The 13,289-nt window shown below is 71.6% G+C and carries 12 protein-coding genes; 6 read left to right on the top strand and 6 right to left on the bottom strand.

Features of this window, described 5'->3' with window-relative positions:
• Window positions 1-40: 40 nt before the first annotated feature.
• Together Air01nite_RS07200 and Air01nite_RS07205 are read left to right on the top strand one after the other, a co-directional pair.
• Entirely contained in the window at window positions 41-1,162 is a 1,122-nt protein-coding gene (locus tag Air01nite_RS07200) for a sensor histidine kinase (RefSeq protein ID WP_203701150.1), read from the top strand.
• Entirely contained in the window at window positions 1,159-1,809 is a 651-nt protein-coding gene (locus tag Air01nite_RS07205) for a response regulator (protein ID WP_203701151.1), read from the top strand. The genes Air01nite_RS07200 and Air01nite_RS07205 overlap by 4 nt, the downstream gene beginning before the upstream one ends.
• On the opposite strand, the gene Air01nite_RS07210 is transcribed toward Air01nite_RS07205, so the two are convergent.
• The 4 genes from Air01nite_RS07210 to Air01nite_RS07225 all read right to left on the bottom strand — a co-directional run bounded on the left by Air01nite_RS07210 (window position 1,780) and on the right by Air01nite_RS07225 (window position 6,153).
• The gene (locus tag Air01nite_RS07210) at window positions 1,780-2,304 is read right to left on the bottom strand and encodes a DUF1772 domain-containing protein (protein ID WP_203701152.1); all 525 of its coding nucleotides are present in this window, start codon (window positions 2,302-2,304) and stop codon (window positions 1,780-1,782) included. The two genes, Air01nite_RS07205 and Air01nite_RS07210, sit on opposite strands and share 30 nt — an antisense overlap.
• 194 nt (window positions 2,305-2,498) lie before the next feature.
• Entirely contained in the window at window positions 2,499-3,158 is a 660-nt protein-coding gene (locus tag Air01nite_RS07215) for a polysaccharide deacetylase family protein (protein WP_203701153.1), read from the bottom strand.
• A 17-nt stretch (window positions 3,159-3,175) separates the two neighbouring features.
• Window positions 3,176-4,369 (bottom strand): endo-1,4-beta-xylanase, encoded by a 1,194-nt coding sequence (locus Air01nite_RS07220; RefSeq protein ID WP_203701154.1) that lies wholly within the window; start codon window positions 4,367-4,369, stop codon window positions 3,176-3,178.
• Window positions 4,370-4,527: 158 nt separating this feature from the next.
• Window positions 4,528-6,153 (bottom strand): glycoside hydrolase family 43 protein, encoded by a 1,626-nt coding sequence (locus tag Air01nite_RS07225; RefSeq protein WP_203701155.1) that lies wholly within the window; start codon window positions 6,151-6,153, stop codon window positions 4,528-4,530.
• Between the two features lie 214 nt (window positions 6,154-6,367).
• Here Air01nite_RS07225 and Air01nite_RS07230 point away from each other — a divergent pair, with 214 nt between their 5' ends.
• From Air01nite_RS07230 to Air01nite_RS07245, 4 genes are read left to right on the top strand one after another with little or no spacing between them, the layout of a single operon-like run.
• Window positions 6,368-7,426 carry a LacI family DNA-binding transcriptional regulator gene (locus Air01nite_RS07230; protein WP_203701156.1) on the top strand — a complete coding sequence of 353 codons (1,059 nt, stop codon included), beginning with the start codon at window positions 6,368-6,370 and terminating at the stop codon, window positions 7,424-7,426.
• A 9-nt stretch (window positions 7,427-7,435) separates the two neighbouring features.
• On the top strand, window positions 7,436-8,269 hold the full coding sequence (locus tag Air01nite_RS07235) for a dioxygenase family protein (protein WP_203701157.1): 834 nt from the start codon (window positions 7,436-7,438) through the stop codon (window positions 8,267-8,269).
• Window positions 8,269-8,916: a spermine/spermidine synthase domain-containing protein gene (locus Air01nite_RS07240; protein ID WP_203701158.1), complete on the top strand. Its 648-nt coding sequence runs from the start codon at window positions 8,269-8,271 to the stop codon at window positions 8,914-8,916. Before Air01nite_RS07235 ends, Air01nite_RS07240 begins: the two co-directional genes overlap by 1 nt.
• The gene (locus Air01nite_RS07245; RefSeq protein WP_203701159.1) at window positions 8,913-10,013 is read left to right on the top strand and encodes a winged helix DNA-binding domain-containing protein; all 1,101 of its coding nucleotides are present in this window, start codon (window positions 8,913-8,915) and stop codon (window positions 10,011-10,013) included. Before Air01nite_RS07240 ends, Air01nite_RS07245 begins: the two co-directional genes overlap by 4 nt.
• Here the strand turns inward: Air01nite_RS07245 and Air01nite_RS07250 are convergent.
• Together Air01nite_RS07250 and Air01nite_RS07255 are read right to left on the bottom strand one after the other, a co-directional pair.
• Window positions 9,990-10,412, bottom strand: a complete 423-nt coding sequence (locus Air01nite_RS07250) for a hypothetical protein (RefSeq protein WP_203701160.1) — start codon at window positions 10,410-10,412, stop codon at window positions 9,990-9,992. The two genes, Air01nite_RS07245 and Air01nite_RS07250, sit on opposite strands and share 24 nt — an antisense overlap.
• 30 nt (window positions 10,413-10,442) lie before the next feature.
• Window positions 10,443-12,956, bottom strand: a complete 2,514-nt coding sequence (locus tag Air01nite_RS07255; protein WP_203701161.1) for an ATP-dependent Clp protease ATP-binding subunit — start codon at window positions 12,954-12,956, stop codon at window positions 10,443-10,445.
• Window positions 12,957-13,289: the final 333 nt, after the last annotated feature.

Raw genomic sequence — 13,289 nt, forward strand, 5'->3', positions numbered from 1 at the left:
GCGTACGTGGGAGTCGCGCCGGCATGCCTACCATCAGCGCATGACCCGGAGGATCGACGCCGCCCTGTTCGTCGGCGTCACCGCGGTGCTGTCGGTGGTCGTCTCGGCGAACCAGGCCGGCTCACGGTCCCCGGACCTCCTCGCCTACCTGTGGGCGGTCGGCCTGGGCGCGTTGATGCTGGTCCGGCGGTCGATGCCGCGGGTGGTCCTGGTGCTGACCGCGCTCGGTTTCTTCACCTACTACATCGCGGGCTATCCGGCCATCGGGGTGGCGTTGCCCATCTCGGCCGCCCTGTTCTCGGCCACCGAGGCCGGCTACCTGCGCGCGTCCGCCTTGACCGGCGCGGTCGTCCTGGCCGCGTCGACCGCGTTCCGGCTCGCGTCGGGGCAGTCGGCGTCGTTCGTCCTCGGCTACGAGCTGCTGGGTCACGCCGCGTTGATCGCCGCCGTCATCGCCCTCGGTTACAGCGTCCGCGCCCGCCGCGACCTCCAGCGCCGGACCGACCAGGTGGTGCGGCTCGTCACCCGCCAGACCGCCATGGACACCGCGGCGGACGCACGCGAGCACCAGCTCAGGTTGGCCCGCGAGCTGCACGACTCCATGGGGCACTCGTTGTCCGTGGCGTCCTTGTTCGCTGACGTCGCGCGGGAGGCCGACGCCGCCGACCGGCGGGCCGACGCGCTCGACCGGGTCAAGTCCGGGGTGTCCGAGGCCATGGCGCAGCTGCGGTCGACCGTCGCGGTGCTGCGGTCCGCCGGTGACGACCCGCTGGTCAACCCGACCTTCCACGACCTGCGCAGGCTGCTCGACGGTGCCGCCTCGGCCGGCTACGAGGTGACCCTGACCGTCGACGACGAGGTGAACGCGAGCCCCGACGTGCAGGCCTGCGTCTACCGCATCATCCAGGAGTCGGTCACGAACACCATGCGCCACTCGACCGCCACCCGGATCGACGCGACCATCGACTGCAGAGAGGAGCTGGTGCTGGTGACCGTCCACGACAACGGCGGCGGCGGCGCGCGCGTGCCCCGCTTCGCGCCGGGCCACGGTGTGCGCGGCATGCGGGAACGCGTGACCGCCCTCGGAGGCTCCTTCGACGTGCACGCCGGGCCCGGTGGCTGGCGGGTCCGGGCCACCCTTCCCGCGGCGGCGCAGCAGTGATCCGCCTGCTCATCGTCGACGACCAGGAGCTGGTCCGCGCCGGGCTGCGGGCGCTCGTCGAGAACACCGACGACATCACCGTCGCGGGCGAGGCCGCCAACGGCCGGGAAGCCCTGGCCCGGGGACGCGCGCTGCGGCCCGACCTGTTCCTCATGGACCTGAAGATGCCGGTCATGGACGGGATCGCCGCGACGGCCGCGATCCGGGCCGACCCGATCCTGCGCGACACGCCTGTGCTCGTCCTCACCACGTTCGACGACGAGGACGACGTCCTGGACGCCGTCCGGGCGGGCGCCACCGGCTATCTCCTCAAGGACATGGCCGCCGACGCCCTCCGCGCGGCGGTGCGCACGGCCGCCGCCGGCGAGTCTCCGGTGACGCCGTCGGTGGCCCGGCAGATGATGGCCCAGCTCGCCCGCACACCGTCACGCCGGGCCCGCGACCAGGCGCTCGCCGGGCTCACCGAACGTGAGCGGGAGATCCTCGCGCACGTGGGCCGTGGCCTCTCCAACGAGGAGATCGGCCGCGCCCTGTTCCTGAGCCCGGACACCGCGCGCACCTATGTCAGCCGGCTGCTGACCAAACTGGCGGCGCGGGACCGGGCCCAACTCGTCGTGCTAGCTCACCGGGCCGGCCTGGTGGACTGAACGGGCGTTCTCCCGCACCCAGAGCAGCAGGGCCGTGAAGGCCAGGGCCGCCGCGACGGCGCCGCCGGCGAGCCGGACCGTGTGGCCGGCGACGAACTCCTGCGCCACCTCGCGCAGGAACTCCGGCGTGTGCGTGCCCGGCGGGTCGACGAACATGATCTCGTTGCGCGGCCAGAAGAACAACGCCGAGAACAGGAACTCGCAACTGACGAACACGCCGGTGGCGAGAACGGCCCACCATCTGATCCGGGGTACGCGCCAGGTCAGCGCGACCGTCGCGAGCGCGAAGAGCACGACCGAGGCGCCCAACGGCGGGAAGTAGTCACTGGGGCCGCCGTCGACCAGGAAGGCCCGCGCCCGGTCCAGCGACGCGGGCGCGTCCCCGAAGATGTTCGGATAGAGCATCACGGTCTCGGCGGCGACACCGCCGAACGACATCATGGCCGCCCAGACGAGCGCGATGAGGGTTCCTGTGGTGACTTTCGTACGCGACATGCGTCCTCCACTTCGGTCGCGGCGACGATCGCCGCGGTGGAGTCGACGCTATGGACGACAGCCGGCCCCGTCTGCCGAGCGGGCGCGCGGTCTACGTCGCTTGTCGCGGGGTGCGGCGTCGCTTCCGGGCGACGACCGCGGTGGGCGGAAGGGGCCCCGGCCGATAGGGTCCCTTCCGCCTCCTTACCCGCGGTTCAGCAACCTTCCGGCAGCGTGAACCGCCAGCGCTGCGCCTTCAGCACCGGGATCACCCGGTCGACGGCCTCGACGGTCTGGCTCCGGTCGCCGCCGCCGTCGTGTGCCAGGACGACCGCGCCCGGTGTCAGCCGGTCCAGGAGGCGCTGGACCAGCACGTCCGTGCCGGGTGGTTCCCAGTCGGCGATGTCGTACCGCCAGCCCAGCGGGCGCATCCCGAGCGACGCCGACACGTCCGCGCTGGCTCCCCAGGCGCCGTACGGCGCGCGGAAGTAGGGGATCCGGGCGTGCGGCACCGCCCGCCGGATCGCGGCGTTGGTCTCCCGAAGGTCGGCCGCGATCTGTTCCGGCGTCCAGGTGCTCAGGTCGTCGTGGTGCATGCTGTGGTTGCACAGCGTGTGTCCCGCCCGGGCGATGGCCCGGGCCACCTCGGGGTGTTCGACCACGTGGTCGCCCCACAGGCAGAACACGGCCTTGACACGGTGCTCGCGCAGCACGTCGAGCAGCCGCAGGGTGTCGGGCGGGTTGGGCCCGTCGTCGAAGGTGAGGCTGACGACGTTGCCGTGCCCGCGGGCGGCCGTGACGATGTCGGCACTGACCCGCCCGTGCGCGGCGGCCGGCCCGGCCGCGCCGAGGACGAGGCCCACGGCGACGGCCATTCCCATCAGCGTGCGCATCAGCGGCGCGGCTTCTGCGGGATGCGCGGCTGTACGTACGGCGGTCCACTATGGATGAGGTCCGCCTTCATCAGGTTGTACGCCCGCTTCGGCTGGTAGTTCTCGTCCATGATGGTGGCCATGCCCTCGGGCGGGTTGGAGAACCAGCCGGGCACCCACGAGTGCTTGTCGGTGAACCCCCAGACGGTGTACGAGAGACAGTGCGGATCGGCGAGACAGGCCTGCAGCAGCACGCTGTAGTTGGCCGCCGACGCCTGCAGGCGGGGGTTGATCTCGTTGCTGTCGCCGGCCTGCACGCCGGCCGTCATCTGGCTGCGGACGTCGACCTCGGTGAAGGCGGTGGCCAGGCCCAGCCCGGCGAACTTCTTCAACGCCGCCGCCACCTGGATGGTGTCGTAGTTGCCGTACTGGGTGCCGAGGTGCCCCTGGCTGCCGATGCCGTCGATCGGCACGCGGTCGCGCAGCAGCGCCTTGGCCATGTCGTACACGAACTGAGTCTTGTCGTTGGCCGGATCGCCCGAGCCGAACGCCTCGATGTTGTAGTCGTTGTAGAACAGCAGTGCCTTCGGGTCGGCGGCGCGAGCCCAGCGGAACGCGTCGGCGATATAGCCGGGCCCCAGGTTCTGTGCCCAGAAACCCTTGTAGTGCAACGTGGACGGGGTGTCCCACGGGTCGCTGACGGCCTCGTTGACCACGTCCCACTGCCAGATCTTGCCCTTGAAGTGCTTGACCACGGTGGTGATGTGGTTGCGCAGGATGTCGCGCAGCTCGTCCTTGCTGATCGTGCCGTTGCTGACTCCGGTCGTGAGCCAGGACGGGAGCTGGTTCTGCCAGACCAGCACGTGACCGCGGACCTTCTGGTTGTTGCGCTTGGCGAACGCGATCAGCTCGTCGGCGGGGCCGAAGTTGTAGGTGCCCCGCGTCGGTTCGAGGGTCTCCCACTTCATCACGTTCTCCGCGGTGACCGTGGAGAACTCCCGGGACACGATCTCCCGGTACTGCGGGTCGGCGGTGTCGGCCAGCGCGGCCATGTCGACCGCGGTGCCGATGTAAAGGTCGTGCCGCATGCCCAGCTGGCGCAGGCTCTGCTGGGACGGGTCGACCGGGTGGCTCGCGGTGGCGGGTGCGGCACCCGCCACGCCGCCGGCCGCGAGCACCACCGCGCCGACGGTGAGCCATCGTTTCAGCTGCATGTGCGCTCCTCTCGGGATGATCGGGGTAGTCCGATCGCGAGCGACGCCGATAGTTGCGGATCGAGTTCCGTAACTTTGCCGAAACGTAACGGCCGAGATCGCCCCACGTCAATCCAAAAGAGTTCCGGAAATCGGACGTGGGGTGGGGCGAACGCGGGTCAGCGTTCCCGGTAGGTGGCCTCGTCGAAGTCCGCGTGCACCCCGTCCGCGCCCAGGTCCTGCACCCAGAGCCCGAGGAACGCGCCGGTGAAACCCCACGCGGCCGGCTCGCCGTCGACCACGTGCGCCGCGTGCTCGTCGGAGAGGATCGTGGCGTCCAGTGCGACCGGCACCTCGCGCCAGCCGCCGCCCAGGTCGTAGCCGAACCGGACGGCCGGCCCGTCGAACGACGCGCGCAGCCCGACCCGGCTGGCGCCGCCGGTGTCGACGGTCAGCCCCGGATGCGCGGTGCGCCGGCCCCGGTCGCTGCTCAGCAGCTCCAGCACCACCCGGCCGTCGTCGGACCGGGTCAGGTAGAGGAAGTGCCAGTTGCCGGTGTTGTAGTAGGCGGTGACGCCGGCCAGGTGCCGGTGGTCGCGGGGGACGAACTCGACCACCGTGGACAGTTCGCAGGACGTCGCGCCGACCCGGCGGGCGACCAGGCTCGGCCGCTGCCGGCCGACCGGCGACTGGCCGCCGTGCAGCCGCAGGTGCGACGGGCGGGTGGCCAGGTCGACCCAGTCCGGTGTGGCCGGTCTGCGCAATGTGGACCACTCGGGTCCGAGCGTGGGGCCGTCGAAGTGGTCGGTGGCGGGCTCGTCCGGCCACGGGTGCGGCGACAGGCCCGGTGCCGGCACCTCGTCGGCCGGTATCCCGCCGTCGACCCGCGGCCAGCCGCCGGACGGCCACTCGACGCGCTGGATCGCCGTCTCCCGGCCGAGCACGCAGTTGCCCAGCGGGGTCGCCGGGCGGGCCGTCAGGTGGGCGAGGAACCATTGGCCGTCGGGTGTGCGTACGAGACTGCCATGCCCGGCCTTCTGCAGCCGCAGCTCCGGCCGGCCGAACGAGGTGAGCAGGGGGCCGGCGGGGTCGGGCTCGTACGGGCCGAACAGCTCGCGGGACCGGGCGACGGTGACCTGGTGCTCCCAGCTCGTGCCGCCCTCCGCGGTGACCAGCCAGTACCAGCCTTCGTGACGGTAGAGGTGCGGGCCCTCGGTCAGGCCGGCCGCGGTGCCGGTGAAGATGATCCTGGGCTCGCCGACCAGCGCGCGCTCGGCCAGGTCGTACCGCTGGATCTCGATGCCGCCGAACGGGTCACGGCCCGGCCGCCAGTCGGCGCTCAGGTTGAGCAGCCAGGTGCTGCCGTCCTCGTCGTGGAACAGCGACGCGTCGAAGCCGCGGCCGTGCAGCGGGGTGGGGTCGTCCCACGGCCCGTCGATCGCGGGTGCGCTGGAGTGGAAGTTCCGCGGGTCCCAGTAGCCGCTGGCGAAGCTGGCCACGTCGCTGTAGACCAGGTGGAAGCGACCGTCGTGGTAGGTCAGGTCGGGCGCCCACACGCCGTTGGAGTCGCCGGCGCCGCGCAGGTCGAGCAGGCGGCGGTCGGTGACGATCCCGCCGAGGGCGCGCCAGTGCACCAGGTCGCGGGAGTGGTGCACGCGGACACCGGGGTACCACTCGAAGGTCGAGGTGGCCAGGTAGTAGTCGGCACCCACGCGCACGATCGACGGATCCGGGTTGAAGCCGCGCAGGACCGGGTTCTGTATCGACCGGGCGGCGGTGGCGGCGGCTGCGGTCTCGGTCGACATGGGCAGCTCCCCTTCGGGTCCCGCTTCCGGGGACTTCCGGAAGCCGCTCCGCCGCGGAATGGGCGAGCGTCCCGAACACGGTAACGGCTTACATCGAGATCCGACAGTTCCTTGACCGGCCGGTGCGGGCGTCGTAACGTCGCCGTCATACCGGAAATCCACCTGAAAGTTTCGGCAGCTGTGAAGGACTGATCGACGGCCGTAGGCTCCATCCATGACGAGAGGGCGAACCGTGGCGTCTGATGGCACAGCCTCCGCGGACAAGAGGACGGTGACCATCGCGGCGATCGCGCGCCTGGCGGGCGTGTCGGTGCCCACCGTGTCCCGCGTGCTCAACGGCCGCGCCGACGTCTCGCCGCACACCCGCAAGCGCGTCGAGGACCTGCTCAGCCAGCACGGCTACCGGCGGCGTCCGCCCAGCATGCGGGCCAACTCGGGCCTGGTCGACCTGGTCTTCAACGACCTCGACAGCCCGTGGGCCGTCGAGATCATCCGTGGCGTGGAGGACGTCGCGCACGCCTCCGGCGTCGGCACGGTCGTGTCGGCCATCCACCGCCGCACCTCCTCGGCCAAGCAGTGGCTCGACAACATCCGCACGCGGTCGACCGAGGGTGTCATCTTCGTGACCTCCACGTTGGAGCCGCCGCTGCAGAGCGAGCTGCGCCGCCTCAACATCCCGGTGGTGATCGTCGACCCGGCCGGCGTGCCGCCGCAGGAGGCGCCCACGATCGGCGCGACGAACTGGGTCGGCAGCCTGCACGCGACCGAGTACCTGATCGGTCTCGGTCACCGGCGGATCGGGTTCATCGGCGGGCCGCCGCACCTGATGTGCAGCCGGGCGCGGCTCGACGGCTACCGGGCCGCGCTGGAGTCCGGCGGCATCCCGATCGACGACGCGCTGATCCGGCCGGGCAACTTCTACCACGAGGCCGGCTTCGCCGGTGGCACGGAGTTGCTCGCGCTCGCTGAGCCGCCGACCGCGATCTTCGCGTCCAGCGACCAGATGGCGCTCGGGGTCTACGAGGCGGTGCGCCAGCGCAAGCTGCGGGTGCCCGACGACATCAGCGTGGTGGGCTTCGACGACCTGCCCGAGGTGCGCTGGTGCTCGCCGCCGCTGACCACCGTGCGGCAGCCGTTGGCCGAGATGGGGCTGCTGGCCGCGCGCACCGTGCTGCGGTTGGCCCGCGGCGAGCAGATCGAGAGCCCGCGGGTGGAACTGGCCACCGAGCTGATCATCAGGGACAGTGCGGTCACGCCGCGGGCCGGTCACTAAGCTCGGGGGATGACGCGCAGTGATCCTGCGGCGGAGCTGACCCGGGAGGTGCTCGACCGCGTCGGGGCAACGCCCGATCCTCGGCTGCGCGCGCTGCTCGACGCCGCGGTGCGGCACCTGCACGCGTTCGCCGGCGAGGTCGGCCTCACCCCCGACGAGTGGCTGGCCGGCATTCGGTTCCTGACGGCGGTCGGCCAGACGAGTGACGCACAGCGGCAGGAGTTCATCCTGCTCTCGGACACGCTGGGCGTGTCGTCCCTGGTGGAGACCATCGCCCATCCTGCGGCCGGCGTGGCCACCGAGGCGACGGTGCTCGGTCCGTTCTACGTGCCCGGCGCGCCGTGGCGGGCCTTCGGCGACTCGATCGCCATCCTCGACCCGTCCGGTGTGCCGGCGTCGGTGCGCGGGCGGGTGTGCGGTCCGTCGGGCGCGGGGCTGGCGGGCGCCGTGCTGGACGTGTGGCAGTGCGCGTCCAACGGCCTGTACGACGTGCAGGACCCGGACCAGCCCCGGGGCAACATGCGGGGACGCTTCCGTGCCGATGACGACGGCCGTTTCTCGTTCCGGACGACCCGGCCGGTGAGCTATCAGATCCCGTCCGACGGGCCGGTGGGCGCGCTGCTGCGGGCCAGCGGCCGGCACGCCTGGCGGGCGGCGCACATCCACGTGATCGTCTCGGCCGACGGCCATCTGCCGGTGACCACCCACCTGTTTGACTCGGCGGACTCCTACCTGGACAGTGATGCGGTGTTCGGCGTACGGGAAAGTCTGGTCAAGGAGTTCGTGCCGCAGACCGACGGGAGCATGCTGGTGGAACACGAGTTCGTGCTGCGAGCCGCCTGATGGAGATCGTCGAGAAGGTGGTCACGGACCGCGGCGAACTGGTGCTGCGCCGCGACGACGCACACTACGAGCTGATCAGCAACGGTGTGTTCCTGATGGACACCCGCTCGGGCGCGTCGGAACGCACGCTGGTGTCGGCGGCACTGTCGACGGTCTCGCCCGGCGCGCGCCTGCTCATCGCGGGCCTGGGAGTGGGCTTCTCGCTTGCCGCGGCGGTGCCCTGTTCTTCGTTGGCCGAGATCGTGGTCGTCGAGATCGAGCCGACGGTCGTCTCGTGGCACGACACGCACCTGGCGCCGTTCAGCGGCGGCGCGTTGCGCGACCCACGGGTCCGGGTGGTCACCGCCGACCTGGGACACTGGCTGGCCACGACCGACGAGCGTTTCGACGCCATCTGCCTGGACGTCGACAACGGTCCGGACTGGACGGTCTTTGACACCAACGCCGCGTTGTACGCGGACGCGGGCACGGCCCTGCTCCGCGCCCACCTGCGCCCGGGCGGGGTGCTGGCGGTCTGGAGCGCCGCCGCCTCGGACGACTACGCGTCCCGCCTGTCCACCACGATCGGCCCGGTCTCGACGCTCCTCACGGAGGTAGACCACGGCGAGCCGGACGTCGTCTACCTGGCCCGCCTGGCGGATGCTTGAGCCCGACCGCGCGGCAGCTCAACCGGGCGACGCTTGACCGGCAGCTCCTCCTCCGGCGCGCGCCGCTGTCGGTCCCGGAGACGGTGCGGCGGGTGCTGGCGCTCCAGGCACAGGACCCGGCGTCGCCGTACCTGGCGCTCTGGAACCGGATCGACGGCCTCGACGCCGCGGCGGTGGACCGCGCGTTCGCGGACGGTTCGGTGGTGCGGGCAACGCTGCTGCGGGTCACGCTGCACGCGGTGCACGGTGCCGACTGGCCGGGCCTGCACGCGGCGATGACGCCGCTGCTGCGGGCGGCGCGGCTCGCGGACTACCGGTGGCGGGAGAGCGACCTGACGAACGCGGAGGCGCTGGCGGCGCTTGGCGCCCTCGCCGACTTCGCCACCGAGCCACGCTCGGGCGACGAGATCAAGGCGATGCTGGCCGACCGGGTCGCCGACCCGGCGCAGATGTGGTGGGCGCTGCGGACGTTCGCGCCGCTGCACTACGTGCCGAACGGCGGCCCGTGGTCCTTCCGCCATCCGGCCGCTTTCCTCAACGCGGCGGGCTCGGCCGACCACCTGGACTCGGTGGGCATGCTCGTCCGCCGCTACCTGTCCGCCTTCGGCCCGGCGTCCATCTCGGACATCATGGCCTTCACCCGGTTGAACAGCGCCCGGATCAAGGCGGCGGTCGCGGCCCTCGGCGACGACCTGACCAACCACGACGGCCTCCTCGACCTGCCCGGTGCGTCGCTGCCACCGGAGGACGTCCCGGCACCGCCCCGGCTGCTGCCGATGTGGGACAACGTCCTGCTGGCGTACGCGGACCGCACGCGCCTGATCCCCGCGGCCTACCGTCCCCACGTGGTCCGCCGCAACGGCGACGTCCTGCCCACCCTCCTCGTCGGCGGCTACGTCGCGGGCGTCTGGCGCCCGGTCGAGGGCGGCATCGAAGCCTCCGCCTTCCACCCACTGGACGACGCCACGTGGTCGGCGTTGTCGGCGGAAGCGCGGTCCCTCTCCACGTTCCTCACCGTCCGCGACCCCAGAACCTACGGCTGCTACCGCCACTGGTGGGAGAAGGGCATCCCGTCAGCCGAGGTCCGAGTCCTCTAGCGTGTTCGCGTGCCGGCGGGCGTCCTTGACGAGCGCGACCAGGCGCCGCGCGTCGGAGCTCCAGGCGTCCACCGCGTGCCAGCCCCTGCCGTTGCCGCAGAGCGGCTCGATCGGGGTTGCGGCCACGACGCCCTCGGGCGCCGCCCGCAGGCGGAACAGCAGGTGCGACGTCCCGAGCGCCACGACCACCGCGACACCCTTCTGCTCGAGGACCGCGTACCCGTAGACCGCCACCACCGCCCGGTCCGACCGCGCGATCTCACCGAGCCGCTCGACCAGGTCGGGATGGGTATGCAGCTCCCAACCGTCCTGTTCATACGGTCCGCCGCTGCCGCGGGTCGCGCGGGCACACAGGTATGTCAGGAGATCCCGGTTGGCCGCGCTGTCGGACAGGGTCATGACCCCATTCAACCCAGGCGGCGCAACGCTCTAGGCCGCGACCGACGACGACACGTCGAACGCCAGCGCGCCGTCGCGTTCGTCCACGGTGACCTTCTGGCCCGGCGATACCCGGCCGTCGAGCAGCATCTCCGACAGGCGGTTGTCGACCTCCCGCTGGATCGTGCGGCGCATCGGGCGTGCGCCGTACGCCGGCTCGTAGCCCCGGTCCACCAACCATCGGATCGCGGCCGGGGTGAACTCGGCGGTGATGTCCTGGCCGTGCATCCGGCGGCGGGTCTGCTCCAGCATCAGGTCCGTGATCGCGACGAGCTGCTCCGGGTCCAGCCGCCGGAAGATGACGATCTCGTCGATCCGGTTCAGGAACTCCGGGCGCAGCTCCTCGCGCAGCCGCCGGGTGATCCGGTCGCGCAGGTCGCGGTCCGCGTCGCCGCTGCCCGCCGTGGCGAAGCCGACCGACGGCTGCTCCGCGGTGATCAGCTCGGAGCCCAGGTTGCTCGTCATGATCAGCACCGTGTTCTTGAAGTTGACCGTGCGGCCCTGGCTGTCGGTCAGCCGGCCGTCGTCGAGCACCTGCAGCAGCAGGTTGAACACGTCGGGATGCGCCTTCTCGATCTCGTCGAGCAGGATCACCGCGTACGGGCTGCGCCGCACCGCCTCCGTGAGCTGGCCGGCCTCCTCGTAGCCGACGTAGCCGGGCGGCGCGCCGACCAGGCGGCTGACCGTGTGCCGTTCCTGGAACTCGCTCATGTCCAGCCGGATCATCTTCTCCTGGTTGCCGAACAGCGTCTCCGCCAGCGCCCGGGCCAGCTCCGTCTTGCCGACGCCGGTCGGGCCGAGGAACAGGAAGCTGCCGATCGGGCGGTTCGGGTCGCCGAGCCCGGTGCGCGAGCGGCGGATCGCCTGCGCGACCACGCGTACCGCCTCGTCCTGGCCCACCAAACGCTCGTGCAGCCGCTGCTCCAGATTGGCCAGTCGCTCCTTCTCCTCTTCGGACAGTTGCCGGGCGGGAATGCCAGTCGCGCGCGAGACCACCTCGGCGATGTCCTCCGCCGTCACCTGCGGGACGTTGGCGCCGTGCGAACCCTCGCGCTCCTCCTTCTGCTTGCGCAGTGACGCGACCTCGTCGCGCAGCTCGCTCGCCCGCTCGAACAGCTCGGCCGCCACCGCCTGGTCCTTGTCGCGGCAGAGCTGGTCGATCCGCTGCTCCAGCTCGCGCTCGTCCTTGGCCACCGAGCGGCTGCGCAGCTGCACCCGGGCGCCGGCTTGGTCGATCAGGTCGATCGCCTTGTCGGGCAGGAAGCGGTCCGACAGGTAACGGTCCGACAGCTCGGCCGCCGCGATCAGCGACTCGTCGGTGAAACGTACGCCATGATGGGCTTCATAGCGGTCGCGCAGGCCGCGCAGGATCTCGATCGTGTCCTCGACGCTCGGTTCCGGCACCAGGATCGGCTGGAATCGTCGCTCCAGCGCGGCGTCCTTCTCGATGTAGCGCCGGTACTCGTCGAGCGTCGTCGCGCCGACCGCGTGCAGCTCGCCGCGGGACAGCGACGGCTTGAGGATCTGCGCCGCATCGGTCGCGCCCTCGCCGGCGCCCGCGCCGACCACCGTGTGGATCTCGTCGATGAAGACGATCAGGTCGTCGCTGTGCGTACGCGCCTCGTCGAGCAGGTTCTTGAGCCGCTCCTCGAAGTCGCCCCGGTAGCGGGTGCCGGCGACGAGCCCGGTCACGTCGAGCTGCACGAGCCGCTTGCCGTCCAGGGTCCGCGGCACCTCGCCGTCGACGATCCGCTGCGCCAGGCCCTCCACGATCGCGGTCTTGCCGACGCCGGCCTCACCGATCAGCACGGGGTTGTTCTTGGTGCGCCGGGCCAGCACCTCGACGCACTGCTCGATCTCGTCGGCCCGCCCGATCACGGGGTCGATCCGCCCCTCCCGGGCCAGCGCCGTCAGGTCCCGCCCGTACTGGTCGAGCGTGGGCGTGCCGGTGTCGGGCTGTTGCGGTGCGCGACCCGGCGCGGCCGCGGTGCCGGGCCGCGCGGCCGCCTGCAGCGACTCCGGGTTGATCCCGTGCATGGCCAGCAGCCGGCCGGCCTCCGTCTCCTGGTTGAGGGTCAGGGCCAACAGGATGTGTTCGGGACCGAGGTACGAGGACCCGAGCCGCCGCGAGATCTGGTGCGCCTGCAGCAACGCCCGCTTGGCCGCCGGGGTCAGCGACGGTGGCCCCTCGACCGCACCGCCGCGTCGGTCGCGCTGCTCGATCTCGCCGGCCAGCGTCGCCGGATCGGCGCCGGCGCGCGACAGCAACTCGTTGAGCGGCGGCTTCTGGGTCATCGCCCAGAGCAGGTGCTCGGTGTCCAGGTCGGTGCTGCCGAGCTGGGCGGCCTCGCCGGCGGCCGCTTGCAACAGCTCGCGGGCGTCCTGGCTCATCACCTTGCCCAGATCGAGCCGGGCCCGGGGTTGGCCGGGGGACAGGAACTGGGCCATGAACTCGTCGAACGGGTCGCCGCCGAATGGCCCACTACCCCAGAAACCGGTCGACATCTCACCCTCCTCGGGTCGAAACCGCGCTGCGCGGCGCCTACCCGTTCACCGGGCCGGCAAACCGTCGCGCGCGTCACCCGGGACTCGCGGTACGAGTGAGTCGAAAGCGCATGATCCGGGTGGTGTAGCTCCGGAAGCAGGGGGCATGCCAAACCATGGCTCCGAAAGAAATGGAAGGCGACAACCGGCGCCGTCGCCAGTTGGCTCGCGAGGCCCGGCGCGCCGACCGCAAGCCCAGCGCGGAGGGCGTCACGCTGGGTGCCTCGAAGCAGCAGGAGCACCAGCCGGAGAAACGCCGGTCGGGGCCACCGTCGGCGGGCCGCCACAAGCCGG

It is taken from the genome of Asanoa iriomotensis (assembly GCF_016862515.1).
Lineage (GTDB): Bacteria > Actinomycetota > Actinomycetes > Mycobacteriales > Micromonosporaceae > Asanoa > Asanoa iriomotensis.

Coding starts and splice junctions, on each gene's coding strand:
- Air01nite_RS07255 (WP_203701161.1), bottom strand. CDS start 12,956: ATGTCGACCGGTTTCTGGGGTAGTGGGCCATTCGGCGGCGACCCGTTC.
- Air01nite_RS07210 (WP_203701152.1), bottom strand. CDS start 2,304: ATGTCGCGTACGAAAGTCACCACAGGAACCCTCATCGCGCTCGTCTGG.
- Air01nite_RS07240 (WP_203701158.1), top strand. CDS start 8,269: ATGGAGATCGTCGAGAAGGTGGTCACGGACCGCGGCGAACTGGTGCTG.
- Air01nite_RS07200 (WP_203701150.1), top strand. CDS start 41: ATGACCCGGAGGATCGACGCCGCCCTGTTCGTCGGCGTCACCGCGGTG.
- Air01nite_RS07215 (WP_203701153.1), bottom strand. CDS start 3,158: ATGGCCGTCGCCGTGGGCCTCGTCCTCGGCGCGGCCGGGCCGGCCGCC.
- Air01nite_RS07220 (WP_203701154.1), bottom strand. CDS start 4,369: ATGCAGCTGAAACGATGGCTCACCGTCGGCGCGGTGGTGCTCGCGGCC.
- Air01nite_RS07250 (WP_203701160.1), bottom strand. CDS start 10,412: ATGACCCTGTCCGACAGCGCGGCCAACCGGGATCTCCTGACATACCTG.
- Air01nite_RS07235 (WP_203701157.1), top strand. CDS start 7,436: ATGACGCGCAGTGATCCTGCGGCGGAGCTGACCCGGGAGGTGCTCGAC.
- Air01nite_RS07230 (WP_203701156.1), top strand. CDS start 6,368: ATGACGAGAGGGCGAACCGTGGCGTCTGATGGCACAGCCTCCGCGGAC.
- Air01nite_RS07225 (WP_203701155.1), bottom strand. CDS start 6,153: ATGTCGACCGAGACCGCAGCCGCCGCCACCGCCGCCCGGTCGATACAG.